Source organism: Streptomyces sp. NPDC033136 (genome assembly GCF_055578235.1).
Map to the genome: position 1 here is coordinate 18,439 of NZ_JBVIPD010000035.1, position 25,498 is coordinate 43,936.

Sequence of the window (25,498 nt, forward strand, 5' to 3'; positions counted from 1 at the left end):
GCGTAGCGTAGAGGTCATGTCGACGTACGGATCTTTCCCCGGTTCCCGGCCGCGGCGTTTGCGGAGCAACCCCGTCATGCGTCGGATGGTTGCCGAGACCCGGCTGCACCCCGCCGATCTCATCCTCCCGGCCTTCGTGCGGGAGGGCGTCAGCGAGCCCATGCCGATCGGGGCCATGCCGGGGGTCGTGCAACACACCCGGGACAGTCTGAAGAAGGCCGCCGCGGAGGCCGTCGCGGCGGGGATCTCCGGGATCATGCTGTTCGGCGTGCCCGAGGACGCGAAGAAGGACGCGCTCGGCACGCCGGGTACCGATCCGGACGGGATCCTCCAGGTCGCCCTCCGGGACGTGCGGGCCGAGGTCGGGGACGACCTGCTGGTCATGTCCGATCTCTGCCTCGACGAGACGACCGATCACGGGCACTGCGGGGTGCTCGACGCGGAGGGCCGGGTCGACAACGACGCGACCCTGGAGCGGTACGCGGAGATGGCCCAGGTGCAGGCCGACGCAGGGGCCCACGTGGTCGGGCCCAGCGGGATGATGGACGGGCAGGTCGGGGTCATCCGCGACGCCCTGGACCAGATCGGGCGGGAGGATGTCGCCATCCTCGCCTACACCGTGAAGTACGCCTCCGCCTTCTACGGGCCGTTCCGGGAGGCCGTCGCCTCCTCCCTGCAGGGGGACCGGAAGACCTACCAGCAGGACCCCGCCAATGTGCGCGAGTCCCTGCGCGAGCTCGCCCTCGACCTGGAGGAGGGCGCCGACATGGTGATGGTCAAGCCGGCCGGGCCCTACCTGGACATCCTCGCCCGGGTCGCGGACGCCGTGGACGTGCCCGTCGCCGCCTACCAGATCTCCGGTGAGTACTCGATGATCGAGGCCGCCGCCGAGAAGGGTTGGATCGACCGGGACCGGGCGATCATGGAGAGCCTCACCGGTATCCGGCGGGCCGGCGCGCGGAGCATCCTCACCTACTGGGCCACCGAAGTGGCCCAGAAGCTCAAGGATCAGTAGGCCGGGTCGGTGGGCCCGGCTCAGTAGGACAGGGCCTGGTCCCTGTCCCGCAGCCAGTACGTGGCCGACAGTGAACTGTCGTAGTACACGCCCTTGGCCGGCAGAGCCGGGATCGCGGAGGGGCCGCCGCTGCTGTTCGGCGTGCGGCCCTGGAAGCCGACCGTGAGCTTGCGGCCGGTCCTGCCGCCGTCGCCGCTGCCGTCGGCCGCCGACAGCAGGACACTCGCGTAGCCGGACTCCCCGGGAGCCAGGGTCGTCACGGCCTGCGGCTTCGATTCCTCGATCGGTTGCGGGACCCACTGCATCTCGTCGAAGCGCAGCACCGGGTAGTAGGTGAGGTCGCACGTCTTCGAGCCGGTGTTCCTGACCGTGATCAGCATGTGGTTGAGGGGCCGGGATACCGGCTTGGCCGTGACGGTGGTGTTCGAGCCGTTGCAGGAGACGCGGGTCTGCGTGCCGGCCTGCTCGGTGTTCTTGGAGCCGCCGGTGTCGCCGTTGGTGTTCTTGATGGGCTCCGTGGCGGACCGGGCGGGGGGCGCGGGCGTGGGCTGGGCGGTGGCGTCGTCGCTCGTGCCGGGCGTGACCGACGAACCCGTCGACTGGGCCGCGCCCTCGTCTTTCGTGCCCGTGCCGTCCTGGCACGCCGTGAGGGCGAGGGCGGCCAGGAGAGCTACGGGGAGGGCGTGGAGCTTGCGCATGGCGGGATTCCTTTCGGACAAAGGCAGTGGGTAAGCAGGCCCGAGCGGGTGGCTCGACCGGTGTGCCGGGAGCGGCGTGCTTTGATGACCAGAGCTTGTGCGGTGATCCGTCCCGGCCGCCACACCCGGCGGACGATCAGGGACGCTGGAACGCCCACATATGCGCTGACCAGGGGAAACGACCGTCCCCTGGAACGGGGGAACGGGGCATGGGGGATGGAGGAAAGGTGTCGGAAGGCACGGCCGCGGCCGAATTCGCCGCGTTGCTGGGGGAGTTGAAGGAGCGCTCCGGGCTGAGCTACGGGGTGCTCGCCAAGCGGCTCCACATGAGTACGTCGACGCTGCACCGGTACTGCAACGGGGATGCCGTACCGGCCGACTACGCGCCCGTGGAGCGGCTCGCGCGATTGTGCAAGGCGTCGCGCGAGGAACTCGTCGAGTTGCATCGGCGTTGGGTGCTGGCGGATGCCGGGCGGGGGCGTAAGGGGGGCGGTGGGTCTTCGGAGGCGGTGTCTTCGGGGGTTGAGCCTGCGGCTTCGGACGTGGTGTCTCCGGGCGCTGTCTCTGCGGATGCGGGCGCGGAGGCCTCGGCTGCCGTCACACCTACTTCGGGCGCGGAGGCTTCTGCTGCCGTCACCCCGACTTCGGGTGCGGAGGCTTCTGCTGCCGTCACACCTACTTTGGGCGGGGAGGCCTCGGCCGACGACATGCCCGAGCCGGAGACCCTCTCGGCGAGAGCCGAAGCCGGGGAGTCCGCGGGCCGGCGCCCTCGCCGTACTCTCCTCGCCGGTATCGCCATGGCCGTGGTGCTGGGCGGGGTCGGTCTCGCCGTGGCCGTTCCCGATGGCGGGGCGGACGACGACGGGCGTCGGGGTCCGGCGGCGGTCTCCGGCGGGGACGGGCGCGCGGACGGTGACACGGCTGCCTCGGTGTCGCCCTCTGGAAGTTCTTCCACTGCCGGCAGCGAGAACAAGGGCGGCAAGGAGAAGGACGCGGGGAAGGACAAGGCGAAGGGTGCCGCCTCCGCGTCCCCCGCGTCGCCGTCCCCCACCCACGGATCCGGCCGCCCGGGCCGTGACACCGCGCCCGCCTCCGGCCCGGCCCCCCTCACCGTGAGCACGCAACCGCACGCCTGGGTGAATCCGTGCTCCCAGCGCTACTTGGTGAATCTGCCGCCGGAGCGGGTGGTGCCGCCGCCGCTGGAGCAGGACGCGCCCGGCTGGGTGGCGGCGATGGGGGCGGTGCCGTCGGGGGAGCAGTTCCTGAAGGTCACCGTGCAGGGGACCGGGAAGGAGACCGTGGTCGTCAAGGACCTGACGGTCCGTGTGGCCGGGAAGCGGGTGCCGCTCGCCTGGAACGACTACGCGATGGGATATCCGGGCGTGGGCTGCGGCGGTGGTATGCCGACCCGGTACTTCACGGTGGCCCTCGACGCCGCGCGCCCGGACCTCGTGCCCGAAGCGGGCCACGCCGACTTCCCGTTCAAGGTGAGCGAGTCCGACCCGGAGGCGTACTACATCACGGCCGACGCCTCCGCGTACGACGTCAGCTGGTACCTGGAGCTGAGCTGGTCCAGTGGCAGCCGGAGCGGGACGCTGATCGTGAACGACAAGGGCCGGCCCTTCCGCACGAGCGGCAACAACGGGCGCCCGGCGTACGAGTTCCCGCTGGGTGGCGAGAAGTGGGTCGAGGAGGGCACCACGGACCAGTCCTGAAGGGCCGGTCATAGAGCAACGGGCGCCATCAAGTCGCTTGAGACATTAGGTTGTTGACCGTCGATGTGATTGCTTGTTGAACCACCTAGTCTTCAGGGAGACGTTCATGTCCGGTGACGCGCTCAGTCAGGATCCCGCCGAGCTGCGGAGGAGGATCGACAGCAGCAAGGCGCATCCGGCGCGGGTCTACGACGTCTTCCTCGGCGGCAAGGACCACTACCCCGCCGACCGGGACGCGGCCGCCGCCGCGCTCGCCGCCAACCCGCGGGGGTATCTCGACGTCCGGCACAACCGCGACTTCCTGCGGCGCGCGGTGACCACGCTGGTGGAGCAGGACGGCATCCGGCAGTTCCTCGACATCGGCACCGGGCTGCCGACCGCCGAGAACGTGCACCAGATCGCGCAGCGGATCGCGCCCGCGGCACGGGTCGTGTATGTCGACAACGACCCGGTCGTGCTCGCGCACGCACGCGCCCTGCTGACCAGCGGGCCCGAGGGGCGTACGGACTACATCGACGCCGATCTGCGGGATCCGGCCCACATTCTCGAACAGGCCGCCAAGACCCTGGACTTCGACCAGCCGGTCGCGCTCTGCCTGGTCGCGATCCTGCACTTCGTCGCGGACGAGGAGGCGTACCCGCTGGTGCGGGGGCTGCTCGACGCGCTGCCCCCCGGCAGCCGGCTGGTGCTCAGTCATCTCACCGAGGACCTCAATCCCGAGAGCATCCGCGCGGTCCAGCGGACCTACACCGAGCGGGGGTTCACCTTCGTGCTGCGTTCCCGGGCGGAGGTCGAGCGGTTCTTCACGGAGAGCCGGCTGGAGATCGCCGACCCGGGCGTCGTCCCGGCGCACCGCTGGCGGCCCGACCACGCGGCCCCTGTCCCCGAGCAGCCCGAGGCGTCCTTCCTCGCCGGTCTCGACGAGATCGAGAAGGTGAGGTACCGCGACATCAACGACGTCACGGACGCGGACATCAACGTCTACGGCGCGATCGGAGCCAAGGGCTGACCGGCGCCGTCAGAGCCGTCAGGGCCATCAGGGGCCATCAGGGCCATCAGCGCGGTCCGGGCCACCGGCACCACCAGCAGCAGAACGGCACCACCGGCACCATCAGCACAACCGGCGCCCCCGTGCCCCCTGGTGTCCGGATCCCGGAAATCTTCTTGTAGGTGGCAAGTATTTCCCTAGGCTGCGGGGCACCAGGCGTCACCGCAGCCGAAGGAGCCGTGTCATGACCGTCGCCGAGCCCCTGCCCAACCGCTCTGCCGTGCCGCCGCTCGCCGCGCGGGCCCGGGCCGTCGGCGGCTCGCCCGTACGGGACATCCTGGCCGTCACCGCCCGCCCCGAGGTGATCAACTTCGCGGGCGGGCTGCCGGCGCCGGAGCTGTTCGACGCGGAGGGCATCGGGGCCGCGTACCGGACGGTGCTCACCGAGGCGCCCGCGCGGGCCCTGCAGTACTCCACGACCGAGGGCGAGCCCACGCTGCGGGACGCGCTCGCCGCCCGTACGACCGCGCGCGGCCTGCCGACCGGCCCCGACGACCTGCTCGTCACCACCGGTTCCCAGCAGGCCCTCTCCCTCCTGGCCACCGCACTGCTCGAACCCGGAGACACCGTCCTCGTCGAGAACCCCTGCTATCTGGCGGCACTTCAGGCCTTCGGCTTCGCCGGAGCGCGCGTCGTGGCCGTGCCCGGCGACGAGCACGGCGTCGACCCCGAGGCGCTGGAGGAACTCGTCGTGCGCGAGCGGCCCAAGCTGCTCTACACCGTGCCCACCTTCCAGAACCCCACCGGCCGGACACTGCCCGCCGGCCGGCGGACCGCCGTAGCCGCCATCGCCGCCCGGCTCGGGCTCTGGATCGTCGAGGACGACCCCTACGGAGAGCTGCGCTACGACGGTGAGCGCGTGCCGTGGATCGCCTCCCAGCCGGGTGCCGAGGACCGGACGGTGCTGCTCGGCAGCTTCTCCAAGGTCATGGCACCCGGACTGCGGCTGGGCTGGCTGCGGGCGCCCGGGGAACTGCGGCGCGCCTGTGCCGTCGCCAAGCAGGCCGCCGACCTGCACACCCCGACCGTCAACCAGCTCGCCGCGGCCCGCTACCTCGCCGACCACGACCTCGACGCCCATGTCGCGCGCGTCGCCCGTGTGTACCGCGAACGCCGGGACGCCATGCTCGCGGGGCTGGCCGGGGCGCTGCCCGAGGGGTCGGTCTGGAACCGGCCCGAGGGCGGCATGTTCCTCTGGGCCCGCCTGCCCGAGCCGTACGACACGACGGCCCTGCTGCCGCAGGTGGTGCGGCAGAACGTGGCCTACGTGCCCGGCGTCCCCTTCTACGCCGGCAGCCCCGACCGTGCGACCCTGCGGCTGTGCTTCGTGACGCAGACGCCGGAGGAGATCGCGGAGGGGCTGCGCAGGCTGGGGGAGGGGCTCAGTCCCACCAGAAGTGCCACGCCTGCTGGTTGAGGACCTGGCGCTCGGCGTATTCCCTGAGGGCCGCGTCGCCGCCCTGCCGGATGTTGTCCGGGCAGAACGCGAAATGCTCGGCGGCCACGGCCTCCGCGTCGGCCGTCGTGGTGGGCGGGGCGGCGACCGACACCAGCAGGTGATCGAAGCCGAGCGCCACGACCCGTATGCCGAAGCGGTCCTCCCAGGAGCGCAGTACCGCGCTGAGCCGGGCCGTGTCGCCCTCGTGGTGTGCCGGGCCCGTCCAGCCGATCGCCGTGGGGACGTCGGCGCTGCGGCGGGCCGGGACCAGGGCGAGGCGGGGGTCCTTGAGGGGGCCGCCGCCGTCGAGCAGGGCGTCCGCGGTGCGTGCCGCTGTCACGTCCGGGTCCCCGGCCCGGGGAAGCGGCCGGGCCGGTCCGGGCCAGGGCTCGCCTTCCGCGGCGTACTCCTCCCAGTACTCCGCGAGGACCTCTTCGACGTCGTGGTCCCCGGGGTACGACACCTCGCCGGGCAGCAACTCCCAGCGGTCCGGCCCGCCATGGCCGCCGCCCACGTCGAGGAGAACCGGCAGCAGCCCCACCCGCCGCGCCGGCTCCAGCGCCGTCCAGCCACCCGGCACGGTCCGCTCGTCCGCGTACCACAGCAACGGCTCGTGCCAGGGGCCGTCGTCGGTCGCGTCGACCAGTGTCCCGGCGGGCAGGTGCATCCCGAGCGCGCGGCCGCCCGGGGCGGCCGCCAGCGCCGGCAGCGGGTTGGGAAGAGTCGCCATGGTGGTGACTGTAGAGCCGGCCACTGACAGAGGACATGAACTGACCTAATCGCCCCCTACGGTCCTGCCATGACCACTTCCCCGGAGAAGACGGACCTGATGAACGCCTTCGCGGAGCAGCGGGAGTTGCTGCTGATCACCGTCCGCGGACTCGGCGACGCCCAGGCCGCGCGGCGCACGACCGTGAGCGAACTGACCCTGGGCGGCATCGTGAAGCACCTCGCTCAGGGGGAGGAGGTATGGGCGCAGATCATGGTCAGGGGCGACGGTGAACTGCCCGACGGCATGCTCGACATGGGCCAGTACCGCATGGCCGAGGACGACACGCTCGCCGGGCTGCTGGAGCGTTACGCCCTGGCCGCGCGGGGGACGGACGAGGCCGTTGCCGGGTTGCCCGACCTGGACCGGAGCGTGGCCCTGCCGAGGACTCCGTGGTCGCCGCCGGAGCCCGAGTACTGGTCGGCGCGCCGGATCCTGCTGCACCTGATCAGGGAGACGGCCCAGCACGCCGGGCACGCGGACCTCATCCGCGAGGCCCTGGACGGCGCGAGCACGACGGCCCAGCGCTGACGCGCTCAGCCCAGGGCATCGCAGCACTCGCGGGTGTCTCCCGTCACCCGGCGGAAGCGGGCCCGGACCGTCGCGCCGGGGCGCGCGAGTGGGTCGACCGCCGCTGAGCAGCGGCCTGCCCCAACGCCCGAGGGCGGCACCTCCCAGGGGAAGTGCCGCCCTCGGCCTGTCACGCAGGGCCGGGCTCAGAGCCGCTCAGGCGTCCGGATGCCCAGCAGGTCCATGCCCCGGTGCAGCGTGCGGGCCGTGACGTCGCAGAGGAACAGGCGGTTCTCGATCTGCTCGGGCGTCTCGGCCTTGAGGACCGGGCACTTGTCGTAGAACGTCGTGTAGAGGGACGCCAGCTGGTACAGGTACGCCGTCATCTTGTGCGGGGCGTACTCCCTCGCCGCCTCCGCCACCGTCTCCGCGAACGAGTCCACGTGCAGGCCCAGCGCGCGCTCCGCCTCGTGCAGCTCCAGCTCGGGGTGCGCGGCGGGGCGGGAGGCGCCGGCCTTGCGCAGGATCGACTGGATACGGGCGTAGGCGTACTGGAGGTAGACGGAGGTGTCGCCGTTGAGCGAGACCATCTGGTCCAGGTCGAACTTGTAGTCGCGGTTGGCCGACGTCGACAGGTCCGCGTACTTCACCGCGCCGATGCCCACCTGGGTGCCGCGCTCGGCGATCTCCTCCTCGGAGAGGTCCCGGGCCTTCTCCCGGACCACCGCCGAGGCGCGGTCGATGGCCTCGTCGAGCAGGTCGACCAGGCGGACCGTCTCGCCCTCACGGGTCTTGAACGGCTTGCCGTCCTTGCCGAGGACCGTGCCGAAGGCCAGCTGGACCGCGTGCACGTCCTCGTTCAGCCAGCCGGCGCGGCGGGCCGTCTCGAAGACCATCTTGAAGTGGAGCGACTGGCGGGCGTCCACGACGTACAGCAGCGTGTCCGCCTTGAGGTGGAAGACGCGGTCGCGGATCGCCGAGAGGTCGGTCGCCGCGTAGCCGTAGCCGCCGTCCGACTTCTGCACGATCAGCGGGACCGGCTTGCCGTCCGGGCCCTTGATGTCGTCGAAGAACACGCACAGCGCGCCCTCGGAGCGGACCGCGACGCCCGACTCCTCCAGCAGGCGGCAGGTCTCGGCGAGCATGTCGTTGTAACCCGACTCGCCGACGATGTCCGCGTCGCGGACCTCCATGTCCAGCTTCTCGAAGACGGAGAAGAAGTAGATCTTCGACTCGTCGACGAACTTCTGCCACATGGCGAGGGTCTGCGGGTCGCCCGCCTGGAGGTCGACCACCCGGCGCCGGGCGCGGGTCTTGAACTCCTCGTCGGCGTCGAAGACCTTGCGGGCGGCCTTGTAGAGGCGGTCGAGATTCGACATCGCCTGCTCGCCGGAGGCCTGGAGGTCCCCGCCGGCCTCGTGGTCCAGCTCGTGCGGGTGCTCCTCCAGGTACTGGATGAGCATGCCGAACTGGGTGCCCCAGTCGCCGATGTGGTGGCGCCTGACCACGCTCTCGCCGGTGAACTCCAGCAGCTGCGTCACCGAGTCGCCGATCACCGCGGAGCGCAGATGGCCTACGTGCATCTCCTTCGCCACGTTCGGCTGGGCGTAGTCGATGACCGTGGTGCCGGGCTGCCCGGCCCGCGGCACACCGAGGCGGCCCGTGTCGTCCGCGTAGCGCGCGGCGAGGTTCTCGGTGATCGCCCGGTCGGTGACCGTGATGTTCAGGAAGCCGGGGCCGGACACCTCGACGTCCTTGATCACCTCACCCGACTCGACCCGGGAGACGACCTGCGTGGCCAGCTCCCGCGGGTTCGCCTTCGCCTTCTTCGCGAGGGCCAGGATCCCGTTGGCCTGGAAGTCTGCCCGGTCGCTTCGTCGCAGCAGCGGGTCCGCGGACCCGGCCTCCGGCAGAGCTGCCGACAGGGCCGCCGCGAGGCGCTGGTGGACGGAGTCGCTGAGGGACGTGACCGAGGCCATAGGTAAGGGTGCCGTTCTCCTCGTGGGAATCGATAGACACGGCCAGTATTCCATGCGGGTAAAGCCGTTTTTCCGGGCGCACGCAGGTCTGGGACAATGGTGCGGTCAGCCGTGCGACCGTACCGGCTGCCCGATGCAGAAAGAAGGACGTGCCGATCGTGGCTCAGAGCACCGAGACCACCGACTGGGTCTCCCGTTTCGCGGATGAGGTCATCGAGGAGTCGGAGCGCCGGGCCCCGGGCAAACCCGTCGTCGTCGCGTCCGGCCTCTCACCGTCCGGCCCCATCCACCTCGGGAACCTGCGCGAGGTCATGACCCCGCATCTCGTCGCCGACGAGATCCGCCGCCGGGGCCACCAGGTGCGGCACCTGATCTCCTGGGACGACTACGACCGTTACCGCAAGGTGCCGGCCGGCGTCCCCGGTGTCGACGAGTCGTGGGCCGAGCACATCGGCAAGCCGCTGACGTCCGTCCCGGCGCCCAAGGGCTCCTCGCACGCCAGCTGGGCCGAGCACTTCAAGGCCGCGATGGTCGAGTCGCTGGCCGAGCTGGGCGTGGAGTTCGACGGGATCAGCCAGACCGCGCAGTACACCTCCGGCGTGTACCGCGAGCAGATCCTGCACGCCATGAAGCACCGCGGCGACATCGACGCGATCCTCGCCCAGTACCGGACGAAGAAGGCCCCGGCCAAGAAGCAGCAGGGGCAGAAGCCGGTCGACGAGGCCGAGCTGGACGCCGCGGAGGGCTCCGGCGCGGCGAGCGAGGACGACGGCAGCTCCTCCGCCGGGTACTTCCCGTACAAGCCGTACTGCGGCAACTGCGAGAAGGACCTCACCACCGTCACGTCCTATGACGACGGCTCCACCGAGCTGACGTACGCCTGCACCGCGTGCGGCTTCTCGGAGACGGTCCGGCTCAGCGAGTTCAACCGCGGCAAGCTGGTCTGGAAGGTCGACTGGCCGATGCGCTGGGCGTACGAGGGGGTCGTGTTCGAGCCCTCCGGTGTCGACCACTCCTCCCCGGGGTCCTCCTTCCAGGTCGGCGGGCAGATCGTCGGGATCTTCGGCGGCAAGCAGCCGATCGGCCCGATGTACGCCTTCGTCGGTATCTCCGGCATGGCGAAGATGTCGTCCTCCAAGGGCGGCGTGCCCACCCCGGCCGACGCCCTGAAGATCATGGAGCCGCAACTGCTGCGCTGGCTCTACGCCCGGCGCCGGCCCAACCAGTCCTTCAAGGTCGCTTTCGACCAGGAGATCCAGCGGCTCTACGACGAGTGGGACCGGCTGGACGCCAAGGTCGCCGACGGTGGCGCGCTGCCGGGCGATGTCGCCGCACACGCGCGTGCGGTGCGCACGGCCACCCGTGAGCTGCCGCGCACGCCCCGGCCGCTGCCGTACCGGACGCTGGCGTCCGTCGCGGACATCACCGCCGGGCACGAGGACCAGGCGCTGCGCATCCTCAGCGAGCTCGACCCGGAGCAGCCGCTGAGCGCGCTCGACGAGGCCCGCCCCCGGTACGACAAGGCCGAGGCCTGGATCAACACGCACGTGCCCGCCGACCAGCGGACCATCGTGCGGGACGAGCCCGACGGCGAACTGCTGAAGTCGCTCGACGAGCAGGGGCGCGAGTCGCTGCGGCTGCTGCTCGACGGACTGGCCGGCCACTGGTCGCTGGACGGGCTGACCCACCTCGTCTACGGCGTGCCGAAGGTGCAGGCCGGGTTCTCCGCCGACGCGACACCGAAGGAGCTGCCGCCGGAGATCAAGACCGCCCAGCGGTCCTTCTTCGCGCTGCTGTACCACCTGCTGGTGGGCCGGGACACCGGGCCGCGGCTGCCCACGCTGCTGCTGGCGGTGGGGCAGGACCGGGTGCGGTCCCTGCTCGGGGAGTAGCCGTCGGCGTGAAGAAGGGGCCCTGTCCGCGGGGCCCCTTCCTCATGCGATGTGCTCTTCTTCCAGTTCCTTGTAATGGCGGCTGCTGAAGCGGTCGACCATGCGCTTGGCTTCCGTGGTGTCCACGCGAATGCCGTATTCCGCTTCCAGGTTGTCGACGAGCTGGTTCGGAGTGGGGTAGCTGCCGTTGATCGACTGCTTGAAGACCTGGTAGCAGGACTCCTCGTCCGGCTCGGAGGCGGGCGCGGAGCCAGGCACTGAGGCAGGGTCGGAGACCGACGGGGTGCCGCCGCCTTCGCCGAGCTCGCGGGTGCGGTTGGGGCCGACCGGGATGGGGAAGCTGCCGGTGTCCTCCGGGGAAGGCTCCGGCTCGTACGGCCGCTGGTACTGCTCGGCCTCTTGCTCTTCGGCGATCCACTGGGCGTACCGCTCTGGGTCGTAGGCCGGGTCGTAGCCGCCCTGGTACGCGACCTCACGAGGGGCGTTGAACCACGGGCTCTGCTCGGGGCCCGGTTCGGGCTCGTAGCCGAACTGGTCTGCCTCGGGGCCGCCGTCGAGCTCCCGGCGCTGCTCCCCGCGCGGCGCCGCTTGCCGGGGGACGGGCACCGCCCCGGCGCCGCGACCGCCCGCAGGCGCATCGGCCACAGCCGCATCGGCCGCCGGAGCGGCCGCGTCCAGAGCCTGCCGCGGCGCCGGTGGGATCAGCGCGGGCTCGATACCCGCCGCCGCCAGGCCCGCCGGGGCGGTTTCCGCCAGCGGAACCCCGTACTTCGCCAGCCGCAGCGGCATCAAGGACTCCACCGGAGCCTTGCGCCGCCAGGCCCGCCCGAACCGCGACCGCAGCCGCGCCTGATAGACGAGACGTTCCTGCTCCAGCTTGATGACCTGGTCGTAGGAGCGGAGCTCCCACAGCTTCATGCGGCGCCAGAGGAGGAACGTGGGGACGGGGGAGAGGAGCCAGCGGGTGAGGCGGACGCCCTCCATGTGCTTGTCGGCCGTGATGTCGGCGATGCGGCCGATCGCGTGGCGGGCCGCCTCGACCGCGACCACGAACAGGATCGGGATCACCGCGTGCATGCCCACACCGAGCGGATCCGGCCACGCCGCCGCGCCGTTGAACGCGATCGTGGCCGCCGTCAGGAGCCACGCCGTCTGGCGCAGCAGCGGGAACGGGATCCTGATCCAGGTGAGGAGCAGGTCCAGGGCCAGCAGGACGCAGATGCCCGCGTCGATGCCGATCGGGAAGACGTAGGAGAAGTTCCCGAAGCCCTTCTTGAGGGCCAACTCGCGGACCGCCGCGTACGAACCGGCGAAGCCGATGCCGGCGATGATCACGGCACCGGCCACGACCACGCCGATGAGAACGCGGTGCATCCGAGTCAGCTGTGGCGCGGCCACCCGTACTCCCCTCCCCTTGCATGCTGTTGCGCGCAACAGAGTGGCACACATGTGCGGGGGACGGGTGGCCGGATCCCGTCGGTCTCGCTCAGCTCTTCGCTATGGGCTTCTCGGACGGCGATGTCGACGCGCCCTTCGAGGGCTCGTCACCGGCTTCCTTGGACGCCGACTTCGAGGGGGACTTCGACGGCGTGCCGGTCGCCTTGCCACCGCCCGTGCCGTTCGCCTCGGACACCGCGTTCACGACCTCCTTGGCGGCCTTCTTCGCGTCCTTCAGCAGATCGGCGGCGCTCGGGGTCTTGTCGCCCGCCAGGCCCGCGCCGTTGTAGTCGAGGGTGACGACGACGTTCTCGACGCGTGCCACGACCGTCTGCTGCTTGAAGGTGCCTTCCTTCTTCTTCAGGTCGTACTGCACGGCCGTCGCCTGGTCACCCGTACCGGTCACCGGCTCCGACTTGGCGCTCTTGGCGCCCTCCACGGCCTGGGCGTCCTGGATCTGCTTCTCGTAGTACTCCTGGGCCAGCTTGTCGGCCGGGCCGCGGGTGACGTCCGACTCGAAACGCAGCAGCGACACGTTCAGCCAGCGGAACTGCGAGCCCTTCACCCCGTTGTTGTCGAGGCTGCTCCAGGAGCAGTTACCGCGTGTCGAGATATCGTCCGACTTGCCTTCCTTGCCGGACTTGCTCTCCGGGGCGAGGTCCTCCAGCGTCTTCTTCGAGAGCACCTTGCACGGCTCCGGAAGCTTCCCGTACTTCGCCGCCTGCACGGTCGGCGACGGGCTCGCGGACGCCGAGGCGGCGGCCTTCGCGGCCTTGTCCGTGCTGTCGCCGGAGCCGGAGTCCGAGGAGCAGCCGGCGGCGACCAGCATCACGGGGACGGCGGCCGCGCAGACAAGGACGCGGTTGCGGCGCTTCGCTCGCTGTTCTCTCCCCCAGTGCCTGGACGGCCTGGGAGGTGCCCCCACTTCTCGCTGTGCTCGTCGCTGCATGGTTCCTTCACTCATGACGCTCGTGGTTCCCTGCGGTCGGAACGGGTCCGAGTGGTCACGGTACGCGGTGAGGCAACGGTGTGTTCCTCCTTCGCGGGCTTTGCGGGCAGGGGTGAAGGGAGCGTGAAGGGGCCTCAGTCGCCCAGCGAATCGGCCAGCCCGGAGGCCAGCTTCTGAGCCCTGTCCTGCATTTCCTTGCTGTCCGGGACGAAACCGACGGTCGCCGGCTGCTCCGCGTACTCGATGGTCACGATGACGTTGGACGTGCGGAACGCCACAGTCACCGTCCGCTGCTTGGCCGTCGAACCGGAGCTGCTCAGCTCGTCGTCGAGGAAGGCCTCGTCGCCGAGGTCCTCCAGCACGCGGGGCTGGAGCTCGGTCGGGGCCGGCGAGGCGGACGCCGAGGGCGAGGAGGAGACAGAGGGGCTCGCGGAGGAGCCCGCCGGGGCCGCGGACGAACCGCCCGCCGGGGTACTGCCGGTGACCGCCGACCCGGTGGCGGTCGGCTCGGGCAGGTGGGCCGACGCCTCCTGCTCCGCGAAGACCTGCTCGGCCTTGCTGTCGTCGCTGACGGCGTTGTCGTAGGAGACGACCCGCTCGAAGTCGATCAGCAGATGGTTGGTGGCCTCCGGGGAGTCGACCTTCCAACGGCACCCGACCTTGCGGTCGGTGTCGAACGTGGTCGTCGCCTCACCCTCGTAGGCCTTCTCGCGCTGCTCCTCGTCGGCGATCTGCCGGATGCCGGGCAGGAGTTCGTCGAGTGTGCTCTGGCCGACCGCCGTGCAGGGCTCGGGGAGCGTGCGGTAGCGGCCGGGCTCGGCGGCGGCCGACGCCGTGCCGGCGTCGCCCGGGTTGGAGTCGTCCGTCGGGCTGCCGTCGCCCGAACCGCCGGTGCAGCCGGCCAGCAGCGCCGCGAGGAGCGCGGCGACGCCGGGTGCGTACGCCTTCCGTTGCACGTGGTGGCTCCTCTCGACACGGATATTGGCTTGCCGCCGTGGGGCGGGCGATGAACACAATGTCTATCGCACGCACTGCCGTGGACGCCGGTCCGATTTCCCTTTCGTCGACCTTGGCTCCGGTATTTGCTCTTGAAGGCTTCTGTTTGTTCACGGGGGATTGAGGACGCTATGTCGTATGTAGAGATACCTGGCGCGAAGGTGCCGATCCGGATGTGGACCGACCCGGCCACGGTCGAGGGCTCGGCGCTCCAGCAGCTCCGGAACGTCGCGACGCTGCCCTGGATCGAGGGCCTGGCCGTCATGCCCGACGTGCACTACGGCAAGGGCGCGACGGTCGGCTCGGTCATCGCGATGAAGGGTGCGGTGTGCCCGGCGGCGGTGGGCGTCGACATCGGCTGCGGAATGTCGGCGGTGAAGACGTCCCTGACGGCGAACGACCTGCCGGGGGACCTGTCGCGGCTGCGGTCGAAGATCGAGCAGGCCATCCCGGTGGGCCGGGGGATGCATGACGATCCCGTCGACCCCGGGCGGTTCCACGGGCTGGCCACTGCCGGGTGGGACGACTTCTGGGGGCGGTTCGAGGGGGTGGCGGAGGCGGTCAAGTTCCGTGGGGAGCGGGCTGCCAAGCAGATGGGAACACTTGGCGGGGGAAACCACTTTGTCGAGGTGTGCACCGATACGACCGGTTCTGTCTGGCTGATGCTCCATTCCGGTTCCCGCAATATCGGCAAGGAACTGGCCGAGCATCACATCGGCGTGGCCCAGAAGCTCTCGCACAACCAGGGTCTGGTCGACCGCGACCTGGCCGTCTTCGTCGCGGACACTCCGCAGATGGCGGCCTACCGCAACGACCTGTTCTGGGCGCAGGAGTACGCGAAGTACAACCGCACGCTGATGATGGCGCTCCTGAAGAACGTGATCCGCAAGGAGTTCAAGAAGGCCAAGCCCGCCTTCGAGCCGGAGATCAGCGCGCACCACAACTACGTCGCCGAGGAGCGCTACGACGGCATGGATTTGCTCGTGACCCGCAAGGGCGCGATCCGGGCGGGCTCCGGCGAGTACGGGATCATCCCGGGCTCCATGGGCACGGGTTCGTACATCGTGAAGGGCCTCGGGAACGCCAAGTCCTTCAACTCCGCCTCGCACGGCGCGGGCCGGCGCATGAGCCGCAACGCGGCGAAGCGCCGTTTCTCGACCAAGGACCTGGAGGAGCAGACGCGGGGCGTGGAGTGCCGTAAGGACTCCGGCGTCGTGGACGAGATCCCGGGCGCCTACAAGCCCATCGAGCAGGTCATCGACCAGCAGCGGGACCTGGTGGAGGTCGTCGCGAAGCTGAAGCAGGTCGTGTGCGTGAAGGGTTAGCGGGACCGTGGGACGAGGTGACACGCTCCTCGCCCCCGGCTACTTCGGGGCGTGCAGCACCGCGTAGATCATGACGAACGCCACGATGTGGATGCCGAAGAGGAAGTAGCCGAGCCACCACCACATGTGGCGTTCGTTCTTCGTCTCCTGGGCGAGGCGCCGCTGTTCCCGGTCCCGGTCCCGCTGCCGTTCCTGTTCCCGTTCCTGTTCGGTGTCCGGCATCAGAGGTCCCGGTGCACCTTCGTGTTCGACGCCTGGGCGCGGGGGCGCAGGACCAGGAGGTCGACGTTGACGTGGGCGGGGCGGGTGACCGCCCAGGTGATGGTGTCGGCGACGTCGTCGGCGGTGAGGGGGTCGGCGACGCCCTCGTAGACCTTCGCCGCCTTGTCCTCGTCGCCGCCGAAGCGGGTCAGGGCGAACTCGTCCGTCCTGACCATGCCGGGGGCGACCTCGATGACGCGGACCGGCTGACCGACGATCTCCAGGCGAAGGGTCTCGGCCAGGACGTGGGCGCCGTGCTTGGCGGCGACGTAGCCCGCGCCGCCCTCGTAGGTGCCGTGGCCGGCGGTGGAGGAGACGACCACCACCGTGCCGTCGCCGCTCGCGATCAGCTTGGGCAGCAGGGCCTGGGTGAGGTTGAGGGTGCCGATGACGTTCGTCTCGTACATCTGGCGCCAGTCGGCCGGGTCGCCGGTCGCGACCGGGTCGGCTCCCAGCGCGCCGCCCGCGTTGTTGACCAGGACGCCGATCGTCTTGAAGGCCGTGGCGAACTCGTCGACGGCCGTGCGGTCGGTGACGTCCAGGGGGTAGGCCGTGGCCTGGTGGCCCGCCTTGGTGATCTCCTCCGCCAGCGCCTCGATGCGGTCCTTGCGGCGGGCGGTGAGGACGACGCGGTACCCCGCGGCGGCGAGCTGCCGGGCCGTGGCGGCGCCGATTCCGCTGCTCGCACCCGTGACGACGGCGATGCGGGAGGCTGCGGACGGGGCGGCGGTGGCCATGGGAGCTCCTCGGGCGTGGTGGGCGGGCCGGCTGGTGTGCGGAGGCTTCCGGCCAGGATAGGCGGGCTCCGCGGTGGGAGAATGGGGGTGGACGATCCCCTGTATCCCCGGAGGTGGATCATGGGCGAGGCACGCGAGATCATGGACCGGCTCACGGACGCGGTCACCACGCACGCCGATCTGAAGGCCATCGGCGAGCTGTACGCCGAGGACGCGGTCGCCTTCACGCCCGACGAGGGCGAGCTGCGCGGGCGCGACGCGATCGTCGAGTACTGGCGGGCGCTGACGGAGGCGGTCCCCGAGGCGACGTTCCGGATGCTGCACGCCTACGAGGCCGGTGACACGGCCATCGACGAGGGGGTCTACAGCGGGCGGAACACCGGGCCGCTGGAGCTGCCCAACGGCGAGACACTGCCCCCGACGCAGAAGGAGATCCATCTCCGCGGGGTGGACATCGCCACGGTGCGGGACGGGCGGATCGTGGACTACCGGATGTACTTCGACGAGATGGAATTCCTCGGGCAGTTGGGGCTGTTGCCCGACGAGCCGTTCTGAGGCGCCTCCGGTCAGTTTCCCCGAGGGGCGTACATGATGACAGCCATGCCCGTGAGGCAGATCAGCGCGCCCGCGATGTCCCAGCGGTCCGGGCGGTAGCCGTCCGCGACCACGCCCCACAGGATCGAGCCGGCGACGAAGATCCCGCCGTACGCGGCGAGGACACGGCCGAAGTGGGCGTCGGGCTGGAACGTGACGACGAAGCCGTACGCGCCGAGCGCGAGGACGCCGCCGACGGCCCAGAGCCATCCCTTGTGCTCGCGCACGCCCTGCCAGACCAGCCACGCGCCGCCGATCTCCAGCAGGGCGGCCAGGACGAAGAGGGCGGCGGAACGCAGGATCGACATGCGGGCAGCTTCGCACGCGGGCAGCTTCGCACGCGGGCAGCTTCGTACGTGGACGGCTTCGTACGTGGACGACTGTGCACGCGGACGACTGTGCACGCGGGGGCGTGCTCCCGAGGGGCCGTGCTCCGGATACCACCCCGTTGTACGGTTGAACTCTAAACAACCTGGAGGGTGAGCGAGCATGCAGTTCGGGATCTTCAGTGTCGGCGACGTCACACCCGACCCCACCACGGGCCGGACGCCGACCGAGCGCGAGCGGATCAAGGCCATGGTCGCCATCGCGCTGAAGGCCGAGGAGGCCGGGCTCGACGTCTTCGCGACCGGCGAGCACCACAACCCGCCCTTCGTGCCGTCGTCCCCGACCACGATGCTCGGCTACGTCGCCGCCCGCACCGAGCGGCTGATCCTCTCCACGGCCACCACCCTCATCACCACCAGCGACCCGGTGAAGATCGCCGAGGACTTCGCGATGCTCCAGCACCTGGCCGACGGCCGGGTCGACGTGATGCTGGGCCGCGGGAACACCGCCCCCGTCTACCCCTGGTTCGGCCAGGACATCCGGCAGGGCATCCCGCTCGCCGTCGAGAACTACGCCCTCCTCCACCGGCTGTGGCGGGAGGAGGCCGTCGACTGGGAGGGGAAGTTCCGCACGCCCCTGCAGGGCTTCACGGCCACGCCCCGCCCGCTGGACGGCGTACCGCCGTTCGTCTGGCACGGGTCGATCCGCTCGCCGGAGATCGCCGAGCAGGCCGCGTACTACGGCGACGGCTTCTTCCACAACAACATCTTCTGGCCGGCCGACCACACCCGGCGCATGGTCGAGCTGTACCGGACGCGCTACGCCCACTACGGGCACGGCACGCCCGAGCAGGCGATCGTCGGACTCGGCGGGCATGTGTTCATGCGGAAGAACGCGCAGGACGCGGTGCGGGAGTTCCGGCCCTACTTCGACGTCGCGCCCGTGTACGGCCACGGGCCGTCGCTGGAGGAGTTCATGGCGCAGACGCCGCTGACCGTGGGCTCTCCGCAGCAGGTCATCGAGAAGACGCTGGCCTTCCGCAGTTACGCCGGCGACTACCAGCGCCAGCTGTTCCTCGTCGACCACGCCGGGCTGCCGCTGAAGACGGTGCTGGAGCAGATCGACCTGCTGGGCGAGGAGGTCGTGCCGGTGCTGCGCAAGGAGTTCGCCGCCGGCCGCCCGGCGGACGTGCCGGACGCCCCGACGCACGCGTCCCGGCTCGCCGGGGCCCGTGGGTGAGAGGGCGGCAGGGCCCGGCTTCCGGCTCCGCGGGCCCTGGTGAGAGGGCAGTAAGAAGGACGATCCGGCGCAGCGCGGACGGTCCCGGGGGCCCCGGGGCTTGGCACACTGGACGGCGTGCCCCACACCGTGCTGCTCGCTGAAGACGACCGCGCCATCCGCAACGCCCTGGAGCGCGCCCTGACCCTGGAGGGCTACCAGGTCATGGCGGTCGCCGACGGTGTCGAGGCACTGGCGCAGGCCCACCGCAACCGCCCGGACGTCCTCGTCCTGGACGTGATGATGCCCGGCATCGACGGGCTCCAGGTCTGCCGGGTGCTGCGCGCCGAGGGGAACCGGACGCCCGTGCTGATGCTGACGGCCCTCGTGGAGACCGCCGACCGGATCGCCGGGCTGGACGCGGGCGCCGACGACTACGTCCTGAAGCCCTTCGACGTGGAGGAGGTATTCGCCCGGCTGCGCGCCCTGCTGCGCCGCACCAGCCCGGTCGGCGCCGGGACCGCGGCCGTGCCCGCCGAGGCGCCCGGGCCGCTGCCCGAGCGGTTCGTCGAGGCGGCCGGGATCCGCATGGACCCGCAGGCCCGCCGGGCCTGGCGGGGCACGCGCGAGCTGGAGCTGACCCGCACCGAGTTCGAGCTGCTGGAGCTGCTGGTCCGCAACACGGGCATCGTCCTCGACCACTCGACGATCTACGACCGCATCTGGGGCTACGACTTCGGCCCCGGCTCGAAGAACCTCGCCGTCTACGTCGGCTATCTGCGCCGCAAGCTCGACGAGCCGGGCGCGCCGCAGCTGATCCACACGGTGCGCGGCGTGGGTTACGTACTGCGGGAGGGCTGAGTGGGCCGCCCGCGCCGGCTGCTGGCCGGGCCGCGGCCGAAGCTGGTCTCGCTGCGCACCACGTTCGCGGTGTCGTTCGCGGCGGTGACGGCGGCCGTGACGGTCCTGGTCGGCATCCTGTCCTACGGCGCGGCCGCGCGGCTGGTGCGGGTGGACCAGCAGACGGTGTTCGACGAGGTCGTGCAGGACCTGCGGGACGAGGTACGGCAGAACCACATGACGCCCGGCGACTTCTCGTCCGCCGCGCCGGGCCACGACCTGGTGCGGCCCGCCCGGACGGACGTACAGGTGCTCGGCCCGGACGGGCATGTCGTCGACCCGGGCAGTCCGGGGCTGCCGGTCACCGGTGCCGATGTGCGGATCGCCGCGGCGGCCTCGTCCGGGCGGGTCGTCCAGCACAAGGACGTCGACGTGGGCGACGACGTCTACCGGGTCGCGACCGTCTCCCTCGGCGGCGGCCGGGGCGCGGTGCAGATCGCGCAGGAGTTCAGCGACGTCGAGGATCTGCTGCGGGCGCTGCAGCAGCGGACGCTGGTTCTGATGGCCGCGGTGGTGGTCGGCGCGGGCCTGTTCGGCTGGTGGCTGGCCCGGCGGATCACGCGCCGTCTGGTCGTGCTCACCGACGCAGCCGAGGACGTCGCCCGTACCCGCCGGCTGGGCATCCAGGTGCCCGTGGCCGGGCACGACGAGGTGGGGCGGCTGGGCCGGGCCTTCGACCGCATGCTGGGCCGGCTCGCCCAGTCCGAGGAGGACCAGCGCCGCCTGGTCCAGGACGCGGGCCACGAACTGCGTACGCCGCTGACCTCGCTGCGTACGAACATCTCCCTGCTCCGCCGGATCGACGAGCTGCCGCCCGGCACCCGGGATGAACTGGTCGCCGACCTGGGCCAGGAGGCCCTGGAGCTGACCGACCTGGTGAACGAGCTGGTCGACCTCGCGGCCGGGCAGTCCGACAACGAGCCGCCGCGGCGGGTGGACCTGGCCGGCATCGCGGAGGAGGTGGCGGGGCTCGCCCGGCGCCGCAGCGGCCGGGAGTTCGTGCTGCGCTCGAGCGGCGACACCACGACCGACGGGCGTCCCGGGATGCTGACCCGGGCGCTGTCCAACCTCGTGGAGAACGCGGTGAAGTTCGACCAGGGCGGCAGGGCCCCGATCGAGATCGCCGTGTCCGGGCTCGCCCGGCCCGGCACGATCCGGGTCGAGGTCCTCGACCGCGGGCCCGGCATATCCGAGCGTGACCTCGACCGCGTCTTCGACCGCTTCTACCGTGCCGCCGACGCCCGCTCCCTGCCGGGTTCCGGCCTGGGGCTGTCCATCGTCCGCGAGGTGGCTCTCGCGCACGGGGGAGCGCCGTTCGCCCTCCGGCGGGACGGGGGCGGGACGGTGATCGGGTTCACGGTGGGCGGCGGGCCGGACTGAACGAGGAGCGGGCGATCCCGTGCCACCCGTCCTCCGACGGAACCCGTACGCACGCGAGTTGAGGTCCGCGTAGGCCCGCAACCGCTCGTCATCGGTCACGCGCGCGAAGGTCAGCTCTGACGAGAAGCACCGGAGCCAGCGGAGCACCGGCAAGTACCCGTGTGGGGAACACTCTGGTGGCCTCCAGCCAGGGTGGAGCCGAGCCGTGCATCCCGGGGCATGACAGCTGCGGGTGAGAGCGACGAGCGCCTGCGGCGGTGAACTCCTCGCCTTCGTCGCCAACGCCACCATCCTCGTCAACTACCCCCGACTCACAGTGAATCGCGAAGTCCTCGGCGGCACCGGCCTCGCGGTAACCCCGAGCAAGGCCGGTGTGCCGGGCCATATTGGTGCGTCCTCGGAAGCCAAGTGCCCTCAAGGTGCCGTGGCCACCCGACGACCCCTCCCCGGCACCAAAAAGGGCGAGGCCCGAAGGCCCCGCCCACGACCACCGAAACCCCAGCTCAGGGCCACACCAGGCAATAGGGCTGATGCCCCGCCTCATGCAGCCGGTGCGAGAAGTCCTGCCACTCGTGCAGCGATTGGAAGAGGTGGCGTGCTGACCTGGGGTTTTTGGCGGGATGTGCGTTGACCTGCGGGAACACCTCCCCGCAGTTCTCATCGGTCTACGCCGTTTCCCATGCTCATGTGCCCTGGATGTGCCCTGGACGTGCCTTCGGCCGGTCGGGACGCAGCCCCCCCGCCCACGCTGATCTGGAGGCTGGCCACGACGCCTTGTGCGGGATTTACCGCCTCGCCATACTCGGTGGATGATCACGCCCCGTGCCTCGCATCAACGCGTGAGGAACTCCACGGAACGGCAGCGAGCTGACTTGGACGCCTACGAGGACAGGGCGCGTCGTGGGCCGTGCTTCGTGTGTGCCTTTGTCTCGGGGCACCCCGACTACGGGCATCACACGGTCTTCGAGGACGAGGACCACGTCGCCTTCCTCGACCGGTGGCCCACCCTGGCCGGCAAGGTCCTGGTCGCGCCGAAGAGGCATGTCGAGCATGTCGTTCGTGATCTCGACCAAGAGGCGTACGTCCGGCTCATGCTCGTCGTTCGGGAGGTCGCCCTCGCGGTGGAGGACTGCGTGGGAGCCGAGCGGACGTACCTGTACTCGCTGGGGAGCCAGCAGGGCAACGCGCATCTGCACTGGCACATCGCCGGCCTGCCGCCGGACGTGCCCTATGAGCAGCAGCAGTTCCACGCCCTGGTGGCCGAAGGCGGTGTGCTGGCCATGAGCCCCGAGGAGTCCGTCGACATGGCCGCGCGTATCCGTGAACGCATCGCGGCCCGCGGCGGACTCCGGGTGCTGTGACCGGATCTCAAGTCCCGGGAGCCCGGATAGTCGACTGGGCGAAGAAGCAGCCGACTCGACGATCAGCACGGGCACCGATCGCCCCGGCCGTGATGAAGGCTGCTGCCTGACCGACATCCATCTCATCGCCGGCCCATCGTCCTCACGTCGATGACCGAAGCGAACTGTCCGCCAGGATGCGCTCCAAGGATCGGTGACCCATCCGACTCATGGCCGGGTTGCTTTCGACGTAGTACCAGACCAACCCCATCGCTTGAACGAAAGCCCACGCCTTGCCTCGCTCCCATTCAAGGTCGTCGCTGCCCAGGTGATCACGGAGCACCTGCCGCGGTCCGGCCTCGAGCAGATGCCATGCGCTCACGAGATCCAGAGAAGGGTCAGCCGGTCCGAAGCCGCCAACGTCGAGAATCCCCGCCAGACGGTCGGCGGACACGAGCACGTTGCCAGGAATCAGATCGCAATGGGCCATGACGTCCTCAGCCGCACTTCGCGGCAGATCGCGCAAAGTTGCCCATATACGGCGAAGCCGAGGAACGTCCAGGAGTTGCTCACTGTGCCTGAAACAGGTCTCCATCCAGGCGTCATGGGTTTGCAGGTCGCCTCCTCGGCCTGTACCGGCAAACGTGCGGCCACGCGTGTCGATAGCGCGCAGGTCGCCGATGAGATCGGCCAAGTCGTGGGCAAACGCCACCGATTCGCCGGGGTCCTCATCGGCGGCCACGATCCCGGGCAGCCACGTCTGCACAGACCACGGAAGCGGGTAGCCTGCGCCGGGTTCACCGAGCGCGACCGGCTCGGGCGTGGGGAAACGCGTGCGACCTGCCAGCATTTGAGTTGCTTCCGCCTCGGACTCCAGCCAGCGCCGGGTCGGCTCGACTTCTGCGGACTCCAGAGGGAATCGAGCTGCGAACCGGTCACCGATACGGAAGAGGGCGTTGACCGTACCCTGCGCAGCGATGCTCCTGACCGGCAGGCTCCGCCACTCAGGAAACTGCTGATCGACCAACGTGCGCACCGTCTCAGGCGACACCGTCAGCTGGTTGGCGTGCATCTTCACGGTGAAAAGCATCCGCGTCAGGTTCTCCAACTGCAACCTGTTTCTTGTCGCGCGACCTTGCCTGTCGGCAGCCCGGCACCAGCCACTTCACAGCCGTCGTCGCTGTCGTAGCCGCACTGTCGAGGCGTCGGGAATCGTGGTGCAGGTGGCCTGACTCCCGCCCGATTCAGGCTTGCTGCGCGACGTCCTCGGCCAGCTCGGCGAGGGTTCGCTCCGCCAGCGACCGCGCCTCCGGCGTGCTGTCGGCCCCGGCAAGGGTGATCGCCGCCTTCCAGGCCGCCCAACCCTGGGCGCGGTGCCAGGTGTCCTGGTCCAGACCGGCCGCGCGGACGAACAGCGGACGCGTCTCGCGGTCGAACATCGTCCACGCGGCCACCAGGTCGCAGGCAGGGTCCCCGACGGCGGAGCAGCCGAAGTCGATGACCGCCGAGAGCCGTCCCTCGCTCAGCAGCAGGTTTCCGGGTGCGATGTCGCCGTGCAGCCACACCGGTGCCTCGATCCACGAAGACTCCGTGGCGCGGCGGACGCACCGCTCGCCCACCTCCCGCACTTCGGGCACGAGCCCGGCGAGAGCCAGGATGGCTTCGTCGGCGTAGACCGTGAATTCGGCGCCACGCGAGGAGTTGTGCGTCCCCGGCGGCGGGGCGTCCTGCGTCGGCGTGGCGCGCAGGGCCGTCAGGAACTCGCCCAGGCCCACCGCGACAGCGGCCAGATCGGCTTCCCCGGCACCGGCGCGGTTCAGCGTCTGCCCGGGGTACCAGGCGTACACCGACCACGGACCGTCGAACAGCGGGCCTGGCGCACCCTTGGCGACCGGCTTCGGGATCGGCAGTGGCAGCACTTCGGCGAGCACCGGCAGCCAGCGGTGCTCTTTCTCGACCTGGGCGTCGTAACCCCGCGCGCTGGGTATCCGGACCGCGAGGTCGGAGCCAAGGCGGAAGGTGCGGTTGTCCCAGCCCTGCGGCTCGACCGGGCAAAGCGGCAGCTCGGCCCACTGGGGGAACTGCTCGCGCACGAGCCGGCGCGCGAGGTCCAGGTCGGGCACCGGCCGCTCGGCGGTGGGCACGGAACTGTCCTGGCTGGGGCTCATGGCGGGATCTCCTGCGGAGGTATCGGTCACGTCGATCACTGGTCACGGGTCGAGTACCGGTCACGGTCGGTCAGCAACCCCGGGACCGCTCCGGCCGGCCGGGCGAAGCGGGTGCCTTCGGCGGACGGGTCCCGCCGCACCGTAGCGGCTGAAGCGGGGGACGAGCCGCGTAAGGGATCCGGCGAGCATGATCACCCCAGCGCCCAGCCCGGCCACGGCGCCCACCCCGACCAGCGCCGCAGCGGGCACAGCCCCAGCCATCCCGACGGGCTCCACAATCCGGGGACGGCGGCGTCGTGCAGCCTGCCCCGCGCGTCCGGCGGGCACGCGTGGTTGAGTGCGGTGTACCACCACACGCCGTGCAGGGTGATGCCCACGCCCCCGACCACGGCCGCCGCGATGTCGGCGTCGACCAGCCGGACCGCGCCGAGGCCGTCCCACAGACGCAGCGCCGGCATCTGCTCCTCCGTATGCCGGTCGGGCCAGGTCAGCTTCAGCGCCGGCGGCTCGCCGTCTCGGCCGACCGGCACCACGAGGCTGTGGTAACCGTGCATGGGCTGCCCGTCGACCTCCAGGTTCCACCGGTCGCACCACTCGGCGCCGGTGTCCGGCAGGGCCGCCGGCCACCGGCGCCCCGCCTCGCCCTGGTGCTGCCGGCGGTCGAAGCCCCGAAGGGCCTCGGGCACCTCTACCGGCTTGCGTTGCTGTGGACCTCAGCAGTCACCGCATCTCCCTCACGATCACAACTGTGCGCGGCGAGAGGTTGCCGCGCTTTGGAAGGGCGGAAGAGCCAGGGCCCGTC

24 protein-coding genes are annotated in these 25,498 nt (G+C 70.7%); 12 read left to right on the top strand and 12 right to left on the bottom strand.

The features are described from left to right. Positions 1-16: 16 nt before the first annotated feature. Entirely contained in the window at positions 17-1,015 is a 999-nt protein-coding gene (gene hemB / locus ACZ5TL_RS37285; protein ID WP_468595226.1) for a porphobilinogen synthase, read from the top strand. 20 nt (positions 1,016-1,035) lie between these two features. Here the strand turns inward: hemB and ACZ5TL_RS37290 are convergent, their stop codons facing one another. Continuing rightward, a complete protein-coding gene (locus tag ACZ5TL_RS37290; protein ID WP_468595227.1) occupies positions 1,036-1,713 on the bottom strand; it encodes a DUF4232 domain-containing protein in 678 nt (225 codons plus the stop codon). A gap of 227 nt (positions 1,714-1,940) precedes the next feature. Here ACZ5TL_RS37290 and ACZ5TL_RS37295 point away from each other — a divergent pair, with 227 nt between their 5' ends. The 3 genes from ACZ5TL_RS37295 to ACZ5TL_RS37305 all read left to right on the top strand — a co-directional run bounded on the left by ACZ5TL_RS37295 (position 1,941) and on the right by ACZ5TL_RS37305 (position 5,893). Continuing rightward, the gene (locus tag ACZ5TL_RS37295; protein WP_468595228.1) at positions 1,941-3,428 is read left to right on the top strand and encodes a helix-turn-helix domain-containing protein; all 1,488 of its coding nucleotides are present in this window, start codon (positions 1,941-1,943) and stop codon (positions 3,426-3,428) included. A 106-nt stretch (positions 3,429-3,534) separates the two neighbouring features. After that, positions 3,535-4,437, top strand: a complete 903-nt coding sequence (locus ACZ5TL_RS37300; protein ID WP_468595229.1) for an SAM-dependent methyltransferase — start codon at positions 3,535-3,537, stop codon at positions 4,435-4,437. Positions 4,438-4,660: 223 nt separating this feature from the next. After that, entirely contained in the window at positions 4,661-5,893 is a 1,233-nt protein-coding gene (locus ACZ5TL_RS37305) for an aminotransferase-like domain-containing protein (protein ID WP_468595230.1), read from the top strand. On the opposite strand, the gene ACZ5TL_RS37310 is transcribed toward ACZ5TL_RS37305, so the two are convergent. Then, positions 5,859-6,644, bottom strand: coding sequence for a DUF4253 domain-containing protein (locus ACZ5TL_RS37310; RefSeq protein ID WP_468595231.1), 786 nt, complete (start codon positions 6,642-6,644; stop codon positions 5,859-5,861). The genes ACZ5TL_RS37305 and ACZ5TL_RS37310 overlap by 35 nt on opposite strands. A 69-nt stretch (positions 6,645-6,713) precedes the next feature. Between ACZ5TL_RS37310 and ACZ5TL_RS37315 the strand changes: the two genes are divergently transcribed. Next, positions 6,714-7,214 (top strand): DinB family protein, encoded by a 501-nt coding sequence (locus tag ACZ5TL_RS37315; RefSeq protein WP_468595232.1) that lies wholly within the window; start codon positions 6,714-6,716, stop codon positions 7,212-7,214. Between the two features lie 185 nt (positions 7,215-7,399). Here the strand turns inward: ACZ5TL_RS37315 and argS are convergent, their stop codons facing one another. Next, the gene (gene argS, locus ACZ5TL_RS37320) at positions 7,400-9,172 is read right to left on the bottom strand and encodes an arginine--tRNA ligase (RefSeq protein ID WP_468595233.1); all 1,773 of its coding nucleotides are present in this window, start codon (positions 9,170-9,172) and stop codon (positions 7,400-7,402) included. Between the two features lie 149 nt (positions 9,173-9,321). Here argS and lysS point away from each other — a divergent pair, with 149 nt between their 5' ends. After that, positions 9,322-11,064, top strand: coding sequence for a lysine--tRNA ligase (gene lysS, locus ACZ5TL_RS37325; RefSeq protein WP_468595234.1), 1,743 nt, complete (start codon positions 9,322-9,324; stop codon positions 11,062-11,064). 42 nt (positions 11,065-11,106) lie between these two features. On the opposite strand, the gene ACZ5TL_RS37330 is transcribed toward lysS, so the two are convergent. The 3 genes from ACZ5TL_RS37330 to ACZ5TL_RS37340 form a co-directional block, all read right to left on the bottom strand. Continuing rightward, positions 11,107-12,438, bottom strand: a complete 1,332-nt coding sequence (locus ACZ5TL_RS37330; RefSeq protein WP_468595235.1) for a DUF2637 domain-containing protein — start codon at positions 12,436-12,438, stop codon at positions 11,107-11,109. A gap of 112 nt (positions 12,439-12,550) precedes the next feature. Further along, positions 12,551-13,465, bottom strand: coding sequence for a DUF3558 family protein (locus ACZ5TL_RS37335; RefSeq protein ID WP_468595236.1), 915 nt, complete (start codon positions 13,463-13,465; stop codon positions 12,551-12,553). Positions 13,466-13,584: 119 nt separating this feature from the next. Beyond that, positions 13,585-14,406 carry a DUF3558 domain-containing protein gene (locus ACZ5TL_RS37340; RefSeq protein WP_468595237.1) on the bottom strand — a complete coding sequence of 274 codons (822 nt, stop codon included), beginning with the start codon at positions 14,404-14,406 and terminating at the stop codon, positions 13,585-13,587. 171 nt (positions 14,407-14,577) lie between these two features. Between ACZ5TL_RS37340 and ACZ5TL_RS37345 the strand changes: the two genes are divergently transcribed. After that, on the top strand, positions 14,578-15,771 hold the full coding sequence (locus ACZ5TL_RS37345; RefSeq protein ID WP_468595238.1) for an RtcB family protein: 1,194 nt from the start codon (positions 14,578-14,580) through the stop codon (positions 15,769-15,771). 39 nt (positions 15,772-15,810) lie between these two features. Here the strand turns inward: ACZ5TL_RS37345 and ACZ5TL_RS37350 are convergent, their stop codons facing one another. Both ACZ5TL_RS37350 and ACZ5TL_RS37355 read right to left on the bottom strand, forming a co-directional pair. After that, positions 15,811-15,993 (bottom strand): hypothetical protein, encoded by a 183-nt coding sequence (locus ACZ5TL_RS37350; RefSeq protein ID WP_468595239.1) that lies wholly within the window; start codon positions 15,991-15,993, stop codon positions 15,811-15,813. Further along, positions 15,993-16,769: an SDR family NAD(P)-dependent oxidoreductase gene (locus ACZ5TL_RS37355; RefSeq protein ID WP_468595240.1), complete on the bottom strand. Its 777-nt coding sequence runs from the start codon at positions 16,767-16,769 to the stop codon at positions 15,993-15,995. Before ACZ5TL_RS37355 ends, ACZ5TL_RS37350 begins: the two co-directional genes overlap by 1 nt. A gap of 120 nt (positions 16,770-16,889) precedes the next feature. Between ACZ5TL_RS37355 and ACZ5TL_RS37360 the strand changes: the two genes are divergently transcribed. Next, entirely contained in the window at positions 16,890-17,324 is a 435-nt protein-coding gene (locus ACZ5TL_RS37360; RefSeq protein ID WP_468595241.1) for an ester cyclase, read from the top strand. A gap of 11 nt (positions 17,325-17,335) precedes the next feature. Here the strand turns inward: ACZ5TL_RS37360 and ACZ5TL_RS37365 are convergent, their stop codons facing one another. Next, positions 17,336-17,671: a YnfA family protein gene (locus tag ACZ5TL_RS37365; protein WP_468595242.1), complete on the bottom strand. Its 336-nt coding sequence runs from the start codon at positions 17,669-17,671 to the stop codon at positions 17,336-17,338. Between the two features lie 181 nt (positions 17,672-17,852). On the opposite strand from ACZ5TL_RS37365, the gene ACZ5TL_RS37370 reads away from it, so the two are divergent. The 4 genes from ACZ5TL_RS37370 to ACZ5TL_RS37385 all read left to right on the top strand — a co-directional run bounded on the left by ACZ5TL_RS37370 (position 17,853) and on the right by ACZ5TL_RS37385 (position 22,549). After that, positions 17,853-18,929, top strand: a complete 1,077-nt coding sequence (locus ACZ5TL_RS37370; RefSeq protein WP_468595243.1) for an LLM class flavin-dependent oxidoreductase — start codon at positions 17,853-17,855, stop codon at positions 18,927-18,929. Positions 18,930-19,046: 117 nt separating this feature from the next. Next, positions 19,047-19,769: a response regulator transcription factor gene (locus ACZ5TL_RS37375; protein ID WP_468595244.1), complete on the top strand. Its 723-nt coding sequence runs from the start codon at positions 19,047-19,049 to the stop codon at positions 19,767-19,769. After that, positions 19,770-21,188 carry a HAMP domain-containing sensor histidine kinase gene (locus ACZ5TL_RS37380; protein WP_468595245.1) on the top strand — a complete coding sequence of 473 codons (1,419 nt, stop codon included), beginning with the start codon at positions 19,770-19,772 and terminating at the stop codon, positions 21,186-21,188. 809 nt (positions 21,189-21,997) lie between these two features. Further along, positions 21,998-22,549 (top strand): HIT family protein, encoded by a 552-nt coding sequence (locus tag ACZ5TL_RS37385; protein ID WP_468595246.1) that lies wholly within the window; start codon positions 21,998-22,000, stop codon positions 22,547-22,549. Positions 22,550-22,691: 142 nt separating this feature from the next. Here ACZ5TL_RS37385 and ACZ5TL_RS37390 read toward each other — a convergent pair whose 3' ends face one another. The 3 genes from ACZ5TL_RS37390 to ACZ5TL_RS37400 all read right to left on the bottom strand — a co-directional run bounded on the left by ACZ5TL_RS37390 (position 22,692) and on the right by ACZ5TL_RS37400 (position 25,382). Beyond that, positions 22,692-23,600, bottom strand: a complete 909-nt coding sequence (locus tag ACZ5TL_RS37390) for an aminoglycoside phosphotransferase family protein (RefSeq protein WP_468595252.1) — start codon at positions 23,598-23,600, stop codon at positions 22,692-22,694. A gap of 172 nt (positions 23,601-23,772) precedes the next feature. Continuing rightward, a complete protein-coding gene (locus ACZ5TL_RS37395) occupies positions 23,773-24,696 on the bottom strand; it encodes an aminoglycoside phosphotransferase family protein (RefSeq protein WP_356925324.1) in 924 nt (307 codons plus the stop codon). 191 nt (positions 24,697-24,887) lie between these two features. Beyond that, entirely contained in the window at positions 24,888-25,382 is a 495-nt protein-coding gene (locus ACZ5TL_RS37400) for an aminoglycoside phosphotransferase family protein (RefSeq protein WP_356925323.1), read from the bottom strand. Positions 25,383-25,498 lie beyond the last annotated feature (116 nt).